Source organism: Ruegeria sp. I1 (assembly GCF_056532675.1).
This window is the reverse complement of record NZ_JBQFNM010000017.1, coordinates 1-16,731: the sequence shown is the minus strand read 5'-3', so window position 1 is coordinate 16,731 and position 16,731 is coordinate 1. Positions and strand designations below refer to the sequence as shown.

The 16,731-nt window shown below is 57.3% G+C and carries 20 protein-coding genes and 1 pseudogene; 10 read left to right on the top strand and 11 right to left on the bottom strand.

The features are described from left to right. On the bottom strand, positions 1-829 hold an 829-nt coding region (gene mobQ, locus ACR0DH_RS19860; RefSeq protein ID WP_480885031.1), incomplete at its 3' end, for a MobQ family relaxase. Between the two features lie 642 nt (positions 830-1,471). Here mobQ and ACR0DH_RS19855 point away from each other — a divergent pair. The 8 genes from ACR0DH_RS19855 to ACR0DH_RS19820 all read left to right on the top strand — a co-directional run bounded on the left by ACR0DH_RS19855 (position 1,472) and on the right by ACR0DH_RS19820 (position 9,447). Beyond that, on the top strand, positions 1,472-1,798 hold the full coding sequence (locus ACR0DH_RS19855) for a mobilization protein (RefSeq protein ID WP_480852916.1): 327 nt from the start codon (positions 1,472-1,474) through the stop codon (positions 1,796-1,798). Next, positions 1,798-3,480, top strand: a complete 1,683-nt coding sequence (locus ACR0DH_RS19850; protein WP_480885029.1) for a type IV secretory system conjugative DNA transfer family protein — start codon at positions 1,798-1,800, stop codon at positions 3,478-3,480. Before ACR0DH_RS19855 ends, ACR0DH_RS19850 begins: the two co-directional genes overlap by 1 nt. A gap of 17 nt (positions 3,481-3,497) precedes the next feature. Further along, on the top strand, positions 3,498-4,049 hold the full coding sequence (locus ACR0DH_RS19845; protein WP_480852912.1) for a hypothetical protein: 552 nt from the start codon (positions 3,498-3,500) through the stop codon (positions 4,047-4,049). Positions 4,050-4,274: 225 nt separating this feature from the next. Next, positions 4,275-5,309, top strand: a complete 1,035-nt coding sequence (locus ACR0DH_RS19840; RefSeq protein WP_480852910.1) for a replication initiator protein A — start codon at positions 4,275-4,277, stop codon at positions 5,307-5,309. A gap of 111 nt (positions 5,310-5,420) precedes the next feature. Further along, a complete protein-coding gene (locus ACR0DH_RS19835; protein ID WP_480852908.1) occupies positions 5,421-6,089 on the top strand; it encodes a ParA family protein in 669 nt (222 codons plus the stop codon). A gap of 362 nt (positions 6,090-6,451) precedes the next feature. After that, the gene (gene dcm / locus ACR0DH_RS19830; RefSeq protein ID WP_480852905.1) at positions 6,452-7,672 is read left to right on the top strand and encodes a DNA (cytosine-5-)-methyltransferase; all 1,221 of its coding nucleotides are present in this window, start codon (positions 6,452-6,454) and stop codon (positions 7,670-7,672) included. Then, a complete protein-coding gene (locus tag ACR0DH_RS19825) occupies positions 7,665-8,126 on the top strand; it encodes a very short patch repair endonuclease (protein WP_480852903.1) in 462 nt (153 codons plus the stop codon). The genes dcm and ACR0DH_RS19825 overlap by 8 nt, the downstream gene beginning before the upstream one ends. Continuing rightward, positions 8,119-9,447: an MvaI/BcnI family restriction endonuclease gene (locus tag ACR0DH_RS19820; RefSeq protein ID WP_480852901.1), complete on the top strand. Its 1,329-nt coding sequence runs from the start codon at positions 8,119-8,121 to the stop codon at positions 9,445-9,447. Before ACR0DH_RS19825 ends, ACR0DH_RS19820 begins: the two co-directional genes overlap by 8 nt. A gap of 57 nt (positions 9,448-9,504) precedes the next feature. On the opposite strand, the gene ACR0DH_RS19815 is transcribed toward ACR0DH_RS19820, so the two are convergent. From ACR0DH_RS19815 to ACR0DH_RS19790, 6 genes are all read right to left on the bottom strand, one after another. Then, entirely contained in the window at positions 9,505-10,263 is a 759-nt protein-coding gene (locus ACR0DH_RS19815; RefSeq protein ID WP_480852899.1) for an abortive infection family protein, read from the bottom strand. 4 nt (positions 10,264-10,267) lie between these two features. Next, a complete protein-coding gene (locus ACR0DH_RS19810; RefSeq protein ID WP_480852897.1) occupies positions 10,268-10,864 on the bottom strand; it encodes a hypothetical protein in 597 nt (198 codons plus the stop codon). Positions 10,865-10,949: 85 nt separating this feature from the next. Beyond that, a complete protein-coding gene (locus tag ACR0DH_RS19805; RefSeq protein ID WP_480852895.1) occupies positions 10,950-11,489 on the bottom strand; it encodes a recombinase family protein in 540 nt (179 codons plus the stop codon). Beyond that, positions 11,486-12,355 carry a TIR domain-containing protein gene (locus ACR0DH_RS19800; RefSeq protein ID WP_480852893.1) on the bottom strand — a complete coding sequence of 290 codons (870 nt, stop codon included), beginning with the start codon at positions 12,353-12,355 and terminating at the stop codon, positions 11,486-11,488. The genes ACR0DH_RS19805 and ACR0DH_RS19800 overlap by 4 nt, the downstream gene beginning before the upstream one ends. Before the next feature lie 189 nt (positions 12,356-12,544). Next, the gene (locus ACR0DH_RS19795; protein ID WP_480852892.1) at positions 12,545-13,096 is read right to left on the bottom strand and encodes a methyltransferase family protein; all 552 of its coding nucleotides are present in this window, start codon (positions 13,094-13,096) and stop codon (positions 12,545-12,547) included. Then, positions 13,093-13,728 carry a cation efflux transmembrane domain-containing protein gene (locus ACR0DH_RS19790; RefSeq protein WP_480852890.1) on the bottom strand — a complete coding sequence of 212 codons (636 nt, stop codon included), beginning with the start codon at positions 13,726-13,728 and terminating at the stop codon, positions 13,093-13,095. Before ACR0DH_RS19790 ends, ACR0DH_RS19795 begins: the two co-directional genes overlap by 4 nt. Positions 13,729-13,801: 73 nt before the next feature. Here ACR0DH_RS19790 and ACR0DH_RS19785 point away from each other — a divergent pair, with 73 nt between their 5' ends. Further along, a complete protein-coding gene (locus ACR0DH_RS19785) occupies positions 13,802-14,218 on the top strand; it encodes a MerR family transcriptional regulator (protein WP_480852928.1) in 417 nt (138 codons plus the stop codon). A gap of 41 nt (positions 14,219-14,259) precedes the next feature. Here ACR0DH_RS19785 and ACR0DH_RS19780 read toward each other — a convergent pair whose 3' ends face one another. After that, the gene (locus ACR0DH_RS19780; RefSeq protein ID WP_480852926.1) at positions 14,260-14,484 is read right to left on the bottom strand and encodes a GDCCVxC domain-containing (seleno)protein; all 225 of its coding nucleotides are present in this window, start codon (positions 14,482-14,484) and stop codon (positions 14,260-14,262) included. Continuing rightward, positions 14,460-14,669, bottom strand: coding sequence for a mercury resistance system transport protein MerF (gene merF, locus ACR0DH_RS19775; RefSeq protein WP_480852924.1), 210 nt, complete (start codon positions 14,667-14,669; stop codon positions 14,460-14,462). The genes ACR0DH_RS19780 and merF overlap by 25 nt, the downstream gene beginning before the upstream one ends. Before the next feature lie 425 nt (positions 14,670-15,094). On the opposite strand from merF, the gene ACR0DH_RS19770 reads away from it, so the two are divergent. Next, positions 15,095-15,517 (top strand): MerR family transcriptional regulator, encoded by a 423-nt coding sequence (locus tag ACR0DH_RS19770; protein ID WP_480852922.1) that lies wholly within the window; start codon positions 15,095-15,097, stop codon positions 15,515-15,517. Positions 15,518-15,581: 64 nt separating this feature from the next. Here ACR0DH_RS19770 and ACR0DH_RS19765 read toward each other — a convergent pair whose 3' ends face one another. Continuing rightward, a complete protein-coding gene (locus ACR0DH_RS19765) occupies positions 15,582-16,190 on the bottom strand; it encodes an HAD family hydrolase (RefSeq protein ID WP_480852920.1) in 609 nt (202 codons plus the stop codon). After that, positions 16,168-16,731 (bottom strand): annotated as a pseudogene (locus ACR0DH_RS19760) (MobQ family relaxase); the annotation flags it as partial. The gene ACR0DH_RS19765 and the pseudogene ACR0DH_RS19760, both read right to left, overlap by 23 nt.

Genomic DNA, 16,731 nt, shown 5'->3' with positions numbered 1-16,731 from the left:
CAATGTCCAGGCGCTCGCGCATTTCGCGGAACGCAGCGCGGGCCTGACGGGCAGCATGGACCACAGCGCCACGTTCGGTGACAGGCTTGTATTCCCGGCCCTCCCGCTCGGCCATCGCCTTGGCCCGGCGTTCCATGGAATTGGCCGCTGGCCCCAGCTTCAGCTCGGGGTCGCGGTCCAGTTCCTCGGCAGAGAGTTGATCACCGCGCTCCAGCGCAGCCTCGCGCTGCGCTTCGAGCGACCGGTGATCCACACGCTCGGCCTCCCCTGCCCGCTCCAGCGCGCGGTTTTGCAACTCGGCCCAAAGCCCGCGCATCTGCTCAATCTCGACACCACCGGTCTTGGCGGAATCGAGAACGCGCGTCTTGGCCGTGAACCCGTCCGCTTCCAGCTTTCGGGTAGACGTCAGAACGTGGGCGTGATGGTTGCGCTGATCGCCCTCACGGTGCGGTTCATGGATCGCAACATCGACGGCCACGCCGTAGCGATTGACCAGCTCTTCGGCAAACTGGCGGGTGATCTGTGAGCGGTCTTCATCGCTGATCTCGGACGGCAGGGCCAGCTCCCACTCGCGGGCGGTAACGGAGTTGCGGCGGGTCTCGCTGGCCTCGACCTCGTTCCAGAGTTTCGAGCGATCCTGCGCCCAGGCCGGGGCATTGTCCGGGGTGACGATGAAGGTCTCCTTGATGCCCTGCTTGCGGGTGTAATCATGGACACGACCCTCACGCTGACATTCGATGCGCTCCCCGACACGATAGGCTGCCGCCGCCGTGGCAGAGCGACCGGCGCTGCGTTTGATCGTCTTCACAGAGAGGTGGAAGCTGGCCATGCGCCCTACCTCGTCCTGTGATGTGGACGGTCATATCGCGCGCTGCTGACCCCGGCCCATGTCTCGACTTGGGCCATCGGGTCAGCCGTCTTTTCCCCGTAGGCCCGCGCCCCATAACGCTGGGGCCGGAGGGGAAAAGACAGCCCGTCCGAAGCGAGCCAACGGCTCTCTGAGGCGCGGGCTTGCCAGTGAGTTGCCCCCAAATCCCCAGCCTCATGGGGGGCGGGATATGGGGACAATTCACTGGCGGTTTGCCACCGGCAAACCCGGTAAGGAAAGACAAGCCCGTGATTGTCATTCCGCGCAGCCCGCAAGCGCGGCACCCCCGGCAATCCAGCCCTGGCCACGGGGCACGGGATGCCGTCAGGGTGTCGTGATGCGGGACGCCATCCAACCGCGCAGGTTGGTTCTGGAGGGTTTGGGAGGGCGAAGGCCGCTCCCATTCCGGCGCGCATCGCGTCGGACGGAGTTCGCCATCGGCTGAGGCCCTGCCTCAAGAAGATCGCACGCAAATCTCGAAACCGCAGGTGGAGAGTTTGCATAAGTGCGCCCTTGTCCTTTACAGGCCTACGGGTAAGCGCTATCGCTGGTTGTTGCAAGAGATACGTTGCCACCTGCCCTTTTAAAAGACGGAACCCCGATTTGGCCGAGACTGAGCTTGAACGTGCTGAGAAACGCTATGCCCAGGCCAAGGCCCGTCTTCAGGGATTGCGCAACCGGGAAGCCACGCGAAAGCGCAAGCTCGACACGAGGCGCAAGGTGATCCTTGGAGGTGCGTTGCTCGATCTGGCGGAACGGGATAGCGGGGCCGCCGCGATGGTGGAACGGCTGGTGCGGAACCTCTCCCGTGATCAGGACCGGAAGGCGTTTGCGGAATGGGACGGTGCGGGGTCTGGCGGAGATGGCGCGTCCGCTGCTGGTGAGGGTGGCTCCCCTGCCCTGCCCTCTGATCCTGCCGGGTCCGCTTGATGCGATCTGTCATGCTCTTCATGGGTGGACTGGCCCGGTTCTTCTATCGCCTGATCGCGACACCCGTTTTGCTCGGATGGATGATCGGGCGCACAGCATTCGGTGCGATGGTCGGCTTCCTGATTGGGGGTGTCGTCGCGCTCTCAGCCTTTGGCCCTCCGCTTGGTCAATCTGCCTGGGAATGGGCGATCATTCTGCCGCCCACATTCATTGGCGCTGTCTTCGGATTTCAATACTGGCGCATGGTCTCTGGGGCCGATGACTTCTTCGGGCTGACCGGCAACAGTCACGGCTCTGCCCGCTTCGCCAGCCGCAAGGAGCTGAAGAAACACCAGGGCGGTGACGGCCTGCTGATCGGACGCAATCCCGGCACCGGACGGCTCCTGCGCTATGACGGACCTGCCCATCTGATCACCCTCGCCCCGACACGGGCGGGCAAGGGCGTCGGTACGGTGATCCCGAACCTGCTGGCAGTGGATCGCTCCGTCCTGGTCATCGACCCCAAGGGCGAGAACGCGCGGATCGCGGGCGCGGCCCGGCAACGCTTTGGCACGGTCCATGTCCTCGATCCGTTTGAAGTCAGCGGCCACCCTTCGGCTTGCTACAACCCGGTCGACCGGTTGACGCCCGACAGCCTCGATTTGGGCGAGGATGCTGCCTCCCTGACAGAGGCGCTGGTGATGGACCCGCCGGGACAGGTGACGGAAGCGCACTGGAACGAGGAGGCGAAAGCCATCCTCGGCGGGCTGATCATGTTCTGCGTCTGTCACGAGGACCGGGACCGCCGGTCATTAGCCACTGTACGGGAATACCTCACCCTGCCCCCGGATCGGCTGAAGGCGTTGCTGGAGCTGATGCAGGAGAGTGATGAAGCGGGCGGGTTGATTGCCCGCGCCGCCAATCGCTTCCTCGGCAAGGCGGACAGGGAAGCCGCCTCGGTCCTGTCGAACGCGCAGCGACACACGCATTTCCTGGACAGCCCGAGGATCGCCCGATGCCTGGCGCGCTCTGACTTCGCTTTCTCCGACCTGCGCCGCCAGATCACCTCAGTGTTTCTGGTGCTGCCACCCAACCGGATGGACGCCTACAGCCGCTGGCTGCGCCTTCTGGTCTCTCAGGCCCTTCAGGACATCGCACGGGACGCTGAGGTGTCAGCGACACCGGCAGCGGCCCCGACAGCCACCACAGGCGCTCAAAACGCCTCTCAGCGGCTCTCCACGCCCACGCTGTTCCTTCTGGACGAATTTGCTGCCCTGGGCCGTCTGGAGGCGGTAGAGCGTGCTATGGGGCTGATGGCGGGCTACGGGTTGCAGCTCTGGCCGATCTTGCAGGACATGAGTCAGCTCAAAGACCTTTATGGCGACCGGGCAAACACCTTCATCGCCAATGCCGGGGTGCAACAGGTCTTCGGGGTGAATGATTTCGAGACGGCGAAATGGCTGAGCCAGATGATCGGACAGGAAACCACGGGCTTTCAGACCGACAGCTTCAAGCCCGGCGACGGTCCCAGCTTCTCCAACCACCTCACGGGCCGCGATCTGCTGACCCCCGATGAAATCATGCAAATGCCGCCCCACATCCAGCTTCTGCGCATACAGGGCCAGCCCTCTGCACTGGCGCAAAAGCTGCGCTTCTACGCTGATCCCGAGTTCAAGGGGCTGTTCCAGCCGCAGGACCATTGATTTGAAAGTGACCCGCCATGTCTGACAACGCCGCCTCCCCTGCCCCGCTCTCTGATGGTGAGTTGCGCGAGACACTTGAACGTCTTGGCAACCTTGTCCTGGACATGAACGACTACGTTCAGGAACAGACCAAAGCAGTCAATCATGCGACGACAGCGGCAAATGAAGCACGGCGGGCTGCAAAGGCCACCCAAGATCAGACCGACCCTGACCAATATGCGGAATATGCGGTTGAAGTGATTGATGAGCGTCTCGAAGAACGAATGAAGGACATCAGACAGACGGCCAGTGATCTGCTCAAGGCGTCCAGCTACACCCGCGAGGTTCTCAGTAAAGCTGATCAGGATCGGACAGATGCACAACGCCAGCTTTGGGAACGTGAACAAAAGCTGGATCAGTTCAAAAGCCGTCTCCCATTGTTTGGTCTGGGTGCTGTCGTTTTGGCTCTAGCGATGACGGTGACGCTTCCTCGTTTCTTAGCCAGCTACGGTGCCTCATGCGGTGTCCTCGGCGGTGTCTGGACCACTACATCCAGCAACACGGATGTCTGCGCGTTCTATCGGGAGTGAGCTGGGTTTTGCTCGTTCTGGACAAGCCTGGCTGCGAAGGTGGGTGTTATATATGTGTTAGAATCTGTGTTACGCGTCTCCAAAATCCGTGTAGAGATTTGAAAAATATGAAATTTCCCTGCAGGCTGGTAACTGATAACACGAATCTTGGTAACTGAAATCCTGCTTTCGGTAACTGATAACACGAATCTTGACTGCGGTAACTAAAACCACGAATGTCGACTCATGGTAACTGATAACACGAATGCTCTCACTCCGCTCCTGCCGGATCGTCATCCGCAGCATGATCTGTTCATCTGTGATGTCGCTGATGCTGTCCTGAAGGACGTGATGCAGCACATGGAGCACCCGTTCTACTCACTCTCAAAAAAGCCAGAGACGACGATTAAGCGCTATGAGAATGGCGACAAATGGCTTCAGATCACGCCGAGCGTAAAGGGTCTGGCGACGATCTATGACAAGGATATTCTGATCTACTGCATCAGTCAGATCATGGCAAAGCTGAAGGAAGGCGAAGCCGTATCGCCCCGTGTCCGGATCAACTCCAGAGAGCTGCTTATCTTCACCAATCGGGGCACAAGTGGACGGGAATACCAGTCCCTGCTCGATGCCCTTGATCGCCTCGAAGGGACGCGGATCAGGACAAACATTGTCACTGGCGATGAAGAGCAAGTCGATGGCTTTGGCCTGATTGACGCTTCCTCGATCCGCCGAAAGCACGGTTTGGACGGGCGTCTCTTATGGTGTGAAGTGAAGCTGTCAGACTGGGTTTTCAACGCAATTCGGAATGAAGAGGTCCTGACCCTCCACCGGGACTACTTCCGCCTGCGCAAGCCTATTGAAAGACGGGTGTACGAGATCGCCCGGAAGCATTGCGGGCAGCAGAAAACTTGGCGCATCACGCTGGCTAAGTTGCTGCTTAAGACTGGGTCGCAAAGCCCACAGAAGCGCTTTCGGCAGATGATCCGGCAACTCGCAGAACATGACCATTTGCCGGATTACCATGTTACCTTTGAAGATGAAGCTGACATGGTGGTGTTCACTAATCGCGGCACAATGTCCCCTGCCCAGCTTGTTGAAGGCAGTATTCCACCGCTGCAGTCCGACACCTACGAAGAAGCGCGCCATGCAGCACCGGGTTGGGACGTTCGTTTCCTGGAGCGTGAGTGGCGCGACTGGTGTGTTGAGCCGCCCCGCAATGCCGACCGCGCTTTCATTGGGTTCTGCCGAAAGTGGTTCGAGAAGCGAGGCAGGCCTTGAGATTAAAAACCGGTAATGGAAATAAAACCGGTAATAGATTTAATTCAGGTGTTGGATTTAATTCCGGTGTGAGATATAAAACCGGTAATAAGAAAATGGCAGGATCGAGCAATGCCCGTCATCGTCATGGCAAGCCCCAAAGGCGGGGTTGGAAAATCAACATGCGCCGTTCTTTTGGCGTCTGAGTTCGCCCGTATGGGCGCGGATGTCACGGTGCTTGACTGTGACCCGAACAAGTCTCTTACCCGGTGGGCATCTCATGGTGCACCTTCCGGTGTGACCCTGAAGAGCGATGTTGGTCGGTCGGAGATCGTTCCGACCATCCGGCGCGCCGATGGAGACGGCAAGATCGTCATTGTGGACCTGGAAGGCGTTGCGTCCCAGCTCGTCAGCCGTGCCATCTCCCAGGCGGACCTGGTGATCGTCCCGATGCAACCGACAGCGCTCGACGCAGAGATTGGCTCAGAAGCACTGGCTCTTGTTCGCGAAGAGGAGGAAGCGCTTGGGCGGTCGATCCGGCATGCTGTGGTGCTGACCAAGACCAGCGCAGCCGTAAAGAGCCGCGTTCAGAAGGAGCTGGAAGGACAACTTAGTGGGGCAGGGATCGACGTGATTGAACCGTCACTCGTGGCCCGCGCAGCGTTTTCCGAACTCTTCGCATATGGCAGTGATCTGACTGCAATGATGAATGACCCTGAAATGGTCACGGGCGGAAAAGTGGATAAGGCACTGATCAACGCTCAAGCTTTCACGGAGGCGGTCTATGAACGGCTCAAATAGGCTCGCAGGTCTCAAAGCGCGCCCAAAAGATACATCCGTCGAACAGGTTCGACGTGTCGATGAAGTGGGGGAGGCGAGGGGCTTCCTTGACCGAACTCCGCGGAAGAAACCGGGCCGCAAACCAAGCCCACGCACGCACCAGCTACATCCCAAAGTTCTGCCGGAAGTGGGCGAAGCAATAACCTCTGAGGCCGAAGCACTTGGGATCACACAGGGACAACTCATAGAGCGGATGTGGGCAGCTTATCGCGGCTAACCGCTTTCTCGCTCACGTTTTCCCCAAATGTTCTTGCTTTTAGGGAATCTTAACGCCAGAGTGTCAGAAAAATTCCCAGATAAAGACAGAGCGGAACTGACCTGACATGACAGAATTTGAGATGCTGCTGACGCAGAGCGGCTGGTCCATGCCTGAAGCCGCCAAAGCTCTGGGATATTCCGAAGGCCATCTCTATCGCTGGAAGCGGGGTGAGGAAGTGCCGCGCGAAGCTGTAATGAAACTGCTTCGGATGGAAGTGCGATCAAGACAACGCCATGACAGTAACTCTTCATTCTCTTTCATTGATCTCTTTGCGGGGATCGGTGGCTTACGCAGAGCCATGGAAGGGGCAGGGGGTCGTTGTGTCTTCACATCAGAATGGGACCGTTTCGCCCAACAGACCTATCACGCCAACTTCCCGGACAATCGCCCCATCAAGGGAGATATCCGCGAAGTCGATCCCGAAGATATCCCTGATCATGATGTCCTTGTGGCCGGGTTTCCGTGCCAGCCGTTCTCGATCGCTGGTGTCTCCAAGAAGAACGCGCTCGGACGCGCGCATGGCTTCCTCGATGAAACCCAGGGCACGTTGTTTTTCGATGTGCTGCGCATCCTGATGCACCATCGCCCGGCAGCCTTCATGCTGGAAAACGTCAAGAATCTTAAAAGCCATGACAAGGGCCGGACGTTTGAAGTGATCCAGCGCGCTTTGACAGAGGATCTGGGGTACACGCTGCATACCCAGATCATCGACGCGGCAAACTTCGTGCCACAGCACCGGGAACGGATCGTTATGGTCGGCTTCCGGGAAGCCACGGACTTCAGCTTTGAAGAACTGCATTTGCCGGGGCGGCAGGGCAGGGGGATGCGGGATATCCTGCACCCAGAAAACGGGACAGAGGCCCCTGAGGGACATTACACGGTCGGAAGGGATGCGAAGGTCAGCGACAAGTATACACTCTCAGACAAGCTCTGGATGTACCTGCAGGACTACGCTGCCAAGCACCGGGCTAAAGGCAACGGGTTTGGGTATGGCCTCGTTGATGGCGACAGCATCGCGAGAACGCTGTCGGCACGCTATTACAAAGATGGCTCAGAAATCCTTGTCAGTCGTGGTAAAGGCAAAAACCCCCGCCGCCTGACACCCCGCGAATGCGCAAGGCTGATGGGATTTGATGACAGTTTCCGGATTCCGGTTTCGGATACTCAGGCCTACAAGCAGTTTGGGAATTCTGTGGCCGTGCCGGTCTTTACGGAAGTCGCCCGGCTAATGCAGCCGCACGTCCTGAAACTGATGGATCAGCCCCGGCTGCAAAAGGTTGGTTGACGTCCATTCTACTGAAGCCCGCCGCCGCAACATGGCGGCGATCCGGGGGAAGGATACAAAGCCCGAGCTGATGGTCCGGCGCGGGCTGCACGCCAAAGGGTTTCGCTACAGATTACAGGGCAGGGGCCTTCCCGGCAGACCTGACCTTGTTCTGCCAAAGTATCATGCGGTGATCTTCGTGCATGGTTGTTTCTGGCATCGGCATGACTGCCCTTTGTTTCGCTGGCCGCAAACCCGGCAGGATTTCTGGCGTGACAAGATCAACGGCAATGCCCGGCGTGATGGCGAGGCTGTCGGCCTCCTTCTCGACGTGGGCTGGAGAGTGGGTACCGTTTGGGAATGTGCCCTCAAAGGGCGCGGCAAACGACCTTTACCTGAAGTGATTGACTCCCTGACCCTCTGGCTGTCCTCTGACACAAAGCAGTTTTGTGTTGAAGGCCAATGGATTGACTGACCCTGTTGTTCGCATTCTCGATCAGATGGCAGCTCATGGAGCGACGCGTTTCTACGCCAAGCAGCTCGCCCCGAATGACAACTCCAAGAACCAAGTTTATCTCGGCGGCGGGTTTGGTGCGCTGAACATCATCCCGCATGGCGAGATCGAAGAAGACGGCAGTCAGGTCGCAGGGTCTGTGCGGGATCGTGCAAAAGCGCCGGTGGATTTCTGGTGGATGGATGAACAGAGCATATCACCTGCGCCGGATGCTCAGCTGATCCTCTACCCCAAATATCCCGAAGTGCGCATGTCCGGCTTTCTGCGCGGCGCTGCGCGCGCGCCAGCACCGCTGATGCGCTCACGCGATGAAGGGCGGGTTCTGTTCTTCGGCGTTTGCCCGGACGGGCGGGTTATCGGTCATGTTGTCGGCGGGGAAACGCCAGAAGCAGCAGCGCTGACTGACAAAGTGGACACGCTGGAAGCCTCCGGGGTCTTTCTTGATCTCCAATCGCTTCGGCAGAAGGGCGCAAGCTCCCGCCAGATGCTGCTCGATGCCTTGCGCCGTATACACGCCAAAGGCTGGGTGCCGTCACAAAAGATGGGCAAGAACGGGGTGGCTGCGCCCTACAATGCCCGGAATGGCGGTGGATACACCCTGGAGGCGGAACTTGGCATCTCGCCAAATGGGTATGCTGAACCAGACTATCTGGGCTGGGAGGTCAAACAGTACGGCGTGCGGGATTTTGTTAAGTATCTTGCGAAAAGTCCGGTCACGTTGATGACGCCGGAACCGACTGGCGGGCTGTATCGGGATGACGGTGTTGAGGCTTTCTTGCGCCGGTATGGCTACCCCGACAAGTCAGGCAAGGAAGGCCGGATAAATTTCGGGGGCGTCTATGCCAGTGGCCGGGATTTCCACGCCGATACAGGTCTGAAACTGGTTTTGGAGGGATTCGACCCTGATAAGGGCAAGATCACAGATGTGGACGGGAAGATCGTGCTGATCGACAGAGCAGATGTGGTTGCTGCCTCGTGGGGTTTCAAAGGCGTAATTGGTCACTGGAACCGGAAACATGCCAAGGCTGTCTATGTACCCTCCCTGATGCGTGCGCCGCCACCGGAATACAGCTACGGTTCACGCGTCGAGCTTTGTGAGGGAACGGATGTCCTGCTTCTGTTGCAGGCGCTGGCTTCAGGCGCGGTGTACTATGATCCTGGGATCAAGATGGAAAAAGCAGACACGCCTGCTCCTGTGCTCAAGCGGCGAAGCCAGTTTCGGGTGAAACACAGCCATCTCAGCGGGCTTTATCAAACCAGCCATCAGGAGCGATTAGCCTGATCCGCTGTCAGAGCCAGTGACCCATTTCGTCGTTACACCTGATAGCCATAGACGCTGTCACTCTTGGCGCTCGTTGAAGGTTTCAACGAGGAATGTAGCGATGGCTCCAGCGGTATTGACGGCTAAGCTAGCGTGACGAGGTGAGGGGCGAACCGGCAAACGACCGCCACGCCCATGGGAGTCTGATAATCGATTTCTCAATGTACCGATGCCGTTCACGAGATTCATGGCACCACCCAAGATCGCTTTTATCGGTTCTTCAGTGTGCTGGTTTGGCGCAAGGTTGAGCGCCTTCGCGGCTGTGCCGTAGAGCTTCGGCAAATCGTCTTTGTCAGAGTAGCTTTGGCCGCATTCATCGAGAATGCGTTTGCTTACGGTTTCTAGCAGCGTCCGCGCGATGGTTATAGCACCTTCAGGGTCTGATGTTCGCCGCTCCATTGCTTTCGTCCAAACGGTGTGCACGCCTTCGGCATCAAAGCTTTGAAGAATGTCTGATGACACGGCGTCCACGGGCGCGGTGTTTCGCCTCTCAAGATGATCAATTAGAGGCGTGAATGCACGACTGATGATCTCTCGTCGTTCGGCATACGATGGCGCTTCGTTCTTGATGAACGGCCAGAATGCGTCGAGGTTGCGATATGTGCGAACGAACTTTGGTAGCAAATCCCGCGTGTTTGGATCGGCCATAAAGTCACGTCGGAGCTGCACGTATATGCCGTTATCGCCAGCACCTCCCGTTGCTCTTGATGTTAGAATACCTTCCATCATTTCAGCGCGTTCGACGTTATCGTCGGGGATTTCGTCAAAGAAGCTCATGTCCTCACGCAGCCCTGCGCCGTGCTGCTTTCCATGCTGCCTTGCGAGGCACCCATTCCGCAGGACCAAGGTTTCGGCTTACCCCGCTCTTGCGCCCATGCACCGGTCCAGTGTCTTGTGGGCGGATGCTACAGAAGCGCGCAAAATGCGGCTCTGTACCTTTTGCAAGGTACTTCTTCAGCCCTTCGGCGTTATCAATTTGTTGAATCATGACAGTATCGTCTGGAATGGGTTGGCCATCATTTATTTTGACCAGCCATTTCCTGAGCGAGCCAGAGAAATGCATGAACTGATCGTGCGCGATGTGAACCATCCAGTGGATGTGATGTAGTCCTTTGTCTGCCTCGATCACCCAAGCATATGTCGGTGGGCCATTGCGTGTTATCTTGGCCCCTACTGGCTCATAGCTCGACCAGCGCTGAAATCGCTCGTTTCTCAGTTTGGCAAAGACATCAAAGATGTCGGTTTCATCACATCCAAGCTGCCAAAAATTGATAGTGACGTGCGTGTTGAAAGGCCGTCCCAGTGCTGTTGCTGTCCTCGGTGCATGCAGTAGGTTCGTGGCGGCTTTGCGCTTGATGTAATGCTGTAATGCCCGCAATGCGTGATTCCCTATTTTGTGGGTGTTAGGCGCACATATACTAGATGGTGCGCGGCCAGTCGGCAATGTACTCTCTTTGTTCTAGTCAGGCGCGCCGGACAGTCCGTTCACTGACTTTGAACAGACGTGCGATCTCCAAGATACTGCGGTGTTCCTCATCTCGCATACGGCGCACTTCGTCCTTTTGCGCAGCCGACAGAGCAGGTGGCCTGCCGCCGATCCGGCCGCGCTTACGAGCGGAAGCCAAACCCTCCTTGGTGCGTTCTGAAATCCTCTCCCGCTCGAATTGGGCGATGGATGCAAAGACATGGAACACTAGACGGCCAGCCGGCGTCGTCGTGTCGATGTCCTCAGCTAGAGATCGAAAACCGGCACCACGCCCTCGGATCGCCTCCACGATCTCAAGAAGGTCTTTCAAAGACCGAGCCAAGCGGTCGTATTTGGTGACAGTCACAACATCGCCGACGCGAAGTTGCTCCAGCATTCTGTCCAGCTCTGGCCGCGCGCGCTTTGATCCGCTGACCCTGTCAGAAAATACCTTCTCGGCACCGGCGTCCGAAAGAGCGTCGGTTTGTGAATCGAGGCTTTGTTCGTCAGTGCTAACACGGGCATATCCGATGATCATGGCAGCACCGCGATACGGTCCTCGATGAACCCGGCCACGTCCGCAGCACTGTGGTGTCGAGCGTCTACATAGCCATCGTGTCCAAAGATGCCTTCGACTTCGCCATCGTCCATTCGCACGAACATGATCCTATCGTGCTCACGGGCGTTGATAATCTCTCTCACAGCTCGAAACTCGATGCCGCACCAGTCTTTTAGCTGATAATCACCGCCTGCGAAGACCACCACCATGCGTGACCTGTCTCGATAGATGGCCTGAAGAAATGTATCGAGTGATGGTCGCGCGAGTTGCCCGGTATAGTTCTTGTCATAAAAGTACCGATCAGGGCCGAGAAGTCGTTCCAGATTTTTTGCAACCTCCTCGACATACGCTCTCGCCTCGCCCGGGAACGACAGGGCCACGTCGAACTGGTGATCCGCTAGGCTGATCCGTGGTCCCGCACGAGAAGCCCATCTGGGGAGAGTAATCCCTTTTCGATTCAGCTCCGCTGGAAGATCCACATCTTTCACGGCCCAATGGGTTCTGTTCATCTCCCATTTTCCGATATCAAGCTCGAAGGTCATCTCTTCAAGCTGTGTCGCTGTCAGAAAGTGACTGAGCGGATGTAGTTCATAGTCGACCCGAACTTCACTAGGGCGGACAGTCAGGTCGCGGATTAGGCCGAAATGCGGGTCAATCTGATTGAATGACTCGTAAGCGAAGATGCATGGCAACCGCCGCAAGTGGTCAACGGCTACCGCATCAAGGGAACCGTAACGTTCGTGTATTTCATCGCTGGTATATTCGCGGACACAACGGCTTCTCTCGATCTGCCACGGCTCTCCATCCCAAGCCTCGTCATTTGCGGAAACAAATAGGTTATACAAGCCCGGCCCTCTCATTACAGAACGCGCCGCCCATAGGAGTTGCGCTTGGACAAAAACCTGCCAAAACCAAGAAGGTTTTGCTAGGGGTTTTTGTCCGGGCTAAGCGTTTGATTCTAGGTGGGGTGGGGCAGTCGGCCAAAAACGGTCATTTTTGGCACACAGGTATTGTCATGGGGTTATTGGCACGAACTAGAGATAGCGTCGAACCTGCGCAGCATACTTGTCGAAATCAGAACCATACTGCGAGCGTAGCCACGGCTCTTCAGAAAACGGCGCAGCAGCCAAGACGATGATTGCAGCAAACCCTACCAGAATCGCCATAGGCGCGGCTGTGAGGGCCATCCATCCCAGTACCATTGCGATGTCTGCTACATACTGAGGATTGCGCGAGTAACGATAGAGACCGCCAGTTTGCAACGTGCCAACGGCTCCGCCAGTCTTATGAATGCCAAAGCCTGCGACTGCGCTCCAAACCACAATGTTTCCGATCACGATCAGCGGAATGCCAATTCCGAAGCGGAACCATCTTGGAAACGCCAGTTCACCCCAACCCAAAAGACCAAGCGCGATCAGAACACCGAAGAGCACAAAGGTAGGTACCCAGATCAAGATCGGCGTCAGAGCCGTATATCTGATGGGCGGCCACAGCCGTTGTGAAGGTCGCGCAATGGACCAAAGGATCGCGGCAAGCGTGCTCAGCGCGATCCCCAGCCCCACGATTGAAAGTCCCGTTTCCATCATGCTTCGGCATGATTATGCGTTGTGGCTTCGCGACGTTCTGCCAATGCTTGTCGAACGATCTGGAAGGAAGACGATAGGAACAGAGTTGCCATAACGGATGCGACGATCAGGTCAGGCCAACCGGTTGCCGTGCCCCAGACGCCCAGGGCTGCGAACATCACGGCCACATTGCCGATGGCGTCATTGCGGGAACAGAGCCAGACCGAGCGGACATTGGCATCACCGTCCTTGTAGCGCACCAGCAAAAGCACGCTCGCAAGATTGGTCAGCAGCGCAAAGAATCCGACGATGCCCATGATCTCCGCTTCCGGTACGCCGACATAGAAAATGCGGTAGACAGTCGAACCGAACACCCACAGACCCATCAGGAGCAAACTCAGACCCTTTGCCAAGGCTGCATTGGTGCGCGCACGGATCGAAGCCCCGATCACTGCAAGCGAAATTCCGTAGGTCAGCGCGTCCCCCAGAAAATCCAAGGCATCGGCTTGAAGCGCTTGCGACTTCGCGTAGTGACCGGCAGTCATCTCAACGACAAACATCGTCGCGTTCAGTGCAATGACGACCCAGAGCCGCCTTTTGTAGTCATCCGAAACGCCGTCGAACTTGGCGTCATGTCCGCAACATCCCGACATTGGAAAGCCCTTTTGAATCTGTCTTGAGCATAGTGTAGTGTCTCTAGTGACTAGAGGTTCAAGAGGTATTTTGATGTTTTCTATCGGGGAGCTTTCAAGGCGCACAAAGGTCAAGGTTCCGACCATCCGCTACTATGAAGAAATGGGCTTGCTCTCAGAGCCTGAACGGACCGAAGGCAATCAACGCCGCTACGATGCGGCAGGGCTGGAACGGTTGAGTTTCATTAAACACGCGCGCGATCTTGGCTTCTCGATTGAAGCGATCTCTGAACTGATCGAGCTTCAAGGCCATCCAGATCGTTCATGCCAAGCCGCGACAGATATTGCCGTCTCACAACTTTTCGATGTCAGGGCCAAGATCAAGCGGTTGAGGGCACTGGAAAAGGAACTGGTTCGTATTTCGAAGGGCTGCAACGGTGAAGGCGTGTCAGAAGACTGCTACGTGCTAGCTTCGCTTGCCGATCATCAGCTTTGCCGCCACGAACACTAACTGGCCAAAACTCAACCGTTTCTGACACCGGCAAAGATCAGCTAAGCGCAGCAGGACTCGCCTTCTTGGATTGGCGGACACGGCACCGTCGCGTAGGAACAGTAAACGCAACAGTCTCCTTCGAGCGGCTTCAGGACTGTGTTGCAAGCCTTGCACTCATAGAACCACTGGCAGGCATCCGTTGGCATCGTCTCCGTCTCAACATGACCGCATGAGGGGCAAGTGAGAGTGGATTCCAGAACTATTTTTGCTTCTTCTGTCGCCATAGCGCGTACCCCGTCAGAATGAGAAAACCTGCAAGCATCGGCAGCAAAACTGCATCGTTGTAGAGGACACCAAGCAGGCCGGTCATGCCAAGCGCGGTCAGAACCACTGGTAGGAGCGGTGTAAAGCAGCACAATGCCGCCAACACAGTTCCGGCTAGTCCGACGACAAGAAGTTTGCTCTTCATCGCGTTGATCTCCACAAATCCCACATAAACCGCTGTGCGGACGCCTCCCAAAGTGGTGATGATGCTGCGATCAGGAAGGCGACTGATGCTAGGCTAACCCAGATGATTGAAGACCGTCTGCGTGAGGTGCATGGATGCACCCGCAACACGCGATACCATGCCCAAGCTAGCGCGACAGCAATCCCAGCTAGTATGAAAACGCGGTAGGCGATGAACGGTCCAAGCATCGTGAGCCATGCGCCGCCCAACCCTAGGATCGACAATCCAATCGGAAGCACACAACAGGAGGCCGACAAAAGGGCCAGCAACGTTGCGACTGGCATAGCTAGTCGCATCGCAAAGCCTTCTTTGCTGGCAGATTCTTGGGTGTCCACTGCGTCCATAATGTATATCTACTTCCTGTAGTCACTACAGGAGCAAGCGAAATGTTCACTATTGGGAAGGCGTCTGAACGAAGTGGCGTGAACGTAGAAACGATCCGTTATTACGAGCGCGAAGGCATCGTTCCAAAGCCGGGCAGATCGTCGGGCGGGCGCAGACTCTACTCTGCAGATGACATTGCGCGGCTACGCTTCGTTAGGCGCTGCCGAGATTTGGGCTTTCCGGTCACTATCATCCGTACATTCCTGTCCTTTGCAGCTGAGGATGTACGATCTTGTGGTGAGGTGAAGAATCTGGCTGAAAGCCATCTAGCTGATATCGACGCCAAGATAGACAACCTCATACGGCTCCGCGATGCGCTTCAAAGCCTTTCGAGGAACTGCGAGGACGGTAGCGTTGCCTGTCCAATGCTCGATGCGCTTATGAAAGATGGCTTTGCTGAGGGGCGGACACAGCCTTCTTTCTGACAAGGGGCTGTCTGCCCCCTGCCCTTCGGGCATTCCCCCGAGGATACTTATGGCAAGATGAAAATCAGTCTGGAAACATGACTGCGACCAGCTCGTCCACATGAATGGCTTTCATGCCCGCGTCGCGCGGCCCTTCGATGTCAGCGCGCGGCGTATCGCCGACAAACAGCACCCTGTCCGGTGCAACACACAAACCGTCCAGTACCTTCGCGTAGATTTCAGGTTCCGGTTTGATCGCGCCAACCTTGCACGAAAACACCTCAACATCAGGACGATCGGGCAATTTGCCTTGCAAGGTCTGCACGTAGTCGCTGGCAAGGTTGGAACAAACGGCCAAGCGCAACCCCCTGGCACGCAGCCGCGCCCAAATATCCGCCAAGTCAGGCCGCATCTCGACCGATAGCATTTCGCCAAGCTGCCGGTTCAAAACATCAAGCAAAACATAAGGATCAACTTCGACACCAAGCGCCTTTGGCCAATCGGTGAAGGGCCGGTCTTCCCGCATAAGCCGGTGTTTCAGCTCGCGCCGCTTGTCCGGTGTCAGAGCCTTGAACAGCGGTCGGAACGCCTGCTGTTTATCCTTAATCTCGACCAGCGTTCCAAAGGCGTCAAAACACACCTCCTCTATCCCGTCGAAAACTGGCGGCTGATCAGTGGCTGAGGCCGGGGTCACGGTCTATCTCCCTGTCAATCTCGCGCTCGTTCTCGACTTCCTGATCCTTCTCCTGGTCGCGCTCGTCCTCGATCTCCAGCTTTTCGCGCGGCTTGTTCAACACGTCCTTCAGACGCTCATTCACAGACGGCTTGCGCGCCTCGCGCCCCTTGTCGTCGCCAAGCTCCAGATCACTGTGACCGTCCAACTTGTGAACCGTCGCCTGGCCATCACGGCCCGCGTCTTTCTCCATGATCTCTTTCAAGCGGTCTCGCGTGTAATTGCGGCCTTCCGGCTTCGGCGCGTCGGCCCGGTCCTCTGACCGGCCAACCACCCGCGCCAGCCTCTCCCGGAAATCCTCCCCTGGTCGTCCCGCTTCGCGGTCTTTTGCAGCCGCCGCCCTGAGTGCGGCCAGACCGGCAGATACACGCCCCTGCCCCGCATCCCGCTCGGCCCCGTAGGTCTCCCGCGCAATGTCCAGGCGCTCGCGCATTTCGCGGAACGCAGCGCGGGCCTGACGGGCAGCATGGACCACAGCGCCACGTTCGGTGACAGGCTTGTA

Coding starts and splice junctions, on each gene's coding strand:
- ACR0DH_RS19850 (WP_480885029.1), top strand. CDS start 1,798: ATGCGATCTGTCATGCTCTTCATGGGTGGACTGGCCCGGTTCTTCTAT.
- ACR0DH_RS19845 (WP_480852912.1), top strand. CDS start 3,498: ATGTCTGACAACGCCGCCTCCCCTGCCCCGCTCTCTGATGGTGAGTTG.
- ACR0DH_RS19840 (WP_480852910.1), top strand. CDS start 4,275: ATGGTAACTGATAACACGAATGCTCTCACTCCGCTCCTGCCGGATCGT.
- ACR0DH_RS19835 (WP_480852908.1), top strand. CDS start 5,421: ATGCCCGTCATCGTCATGGCAAGCCCCAAAGGCGGGGTTGGAAAATCA.
- dcm (WP_480852905.1), top strand. CDS start 6,452: ATGACAGAATTTGAGATGCTGCTGACGCAGAGCGGCTGGTCCATGCCT.
- ACR0DH_RS19815 (WP_480852899.1), bottom strand. CDS start 10,263: ATGAGCTTCTTTGACGAAATCCCCGACGATAACGTCGAACGCGCTGAA.
- ACR0DH_RS19805 (WP_480852895.1), bottom strand. CDS start 11,489: ATGATCATCGGATATGCCCGTGTTAGCACTGACGAACAAAGCCTCGAT.
- ACR0DH_RS19795 (WP_480852892.1), bottom strand. CDS start 13,096: ATGATGGAAACGGGACTTTCAATCGTGGGGCTGGGGATCGCGCTGAGC.
- ACR0DH_RS19790 (WP_480852890.1), bottom strand. CDS start 13,728: ATGTCGGGATGTTGCGGACATGACGCCAAGTTCGACGGCGTTTCGGAT.
- ACR0DH_RS19785 (WP_480852928.1), top strand. CDS start 13,802: ATGTTTTCTATCGGGGAGCTTTCAAGGCGCACAAAGGTCAAGGTTCCG.
- ACR0DH_RS19780 (WP_480852926.1), bottom strand. CDS start 14,484: ATGGCGACAGAAGAAGCAAAAATAGTTCTGGAATCCACTCTCACTTGC.
- merF (WP_480852924.1), bottom strand. CDS start 14,669: ATGAAGAGCAAACTTCTTGTCGTCGGACTAGCCGGAACTGTGTTGGCG.
- ACR0DH_RS19770 (WP_480852922.1), top strand. CDS start 15,095: ATGTTCACTATTGGGAAGGCGTCTGAACGAAGTGGCGTGAACGTAGAA.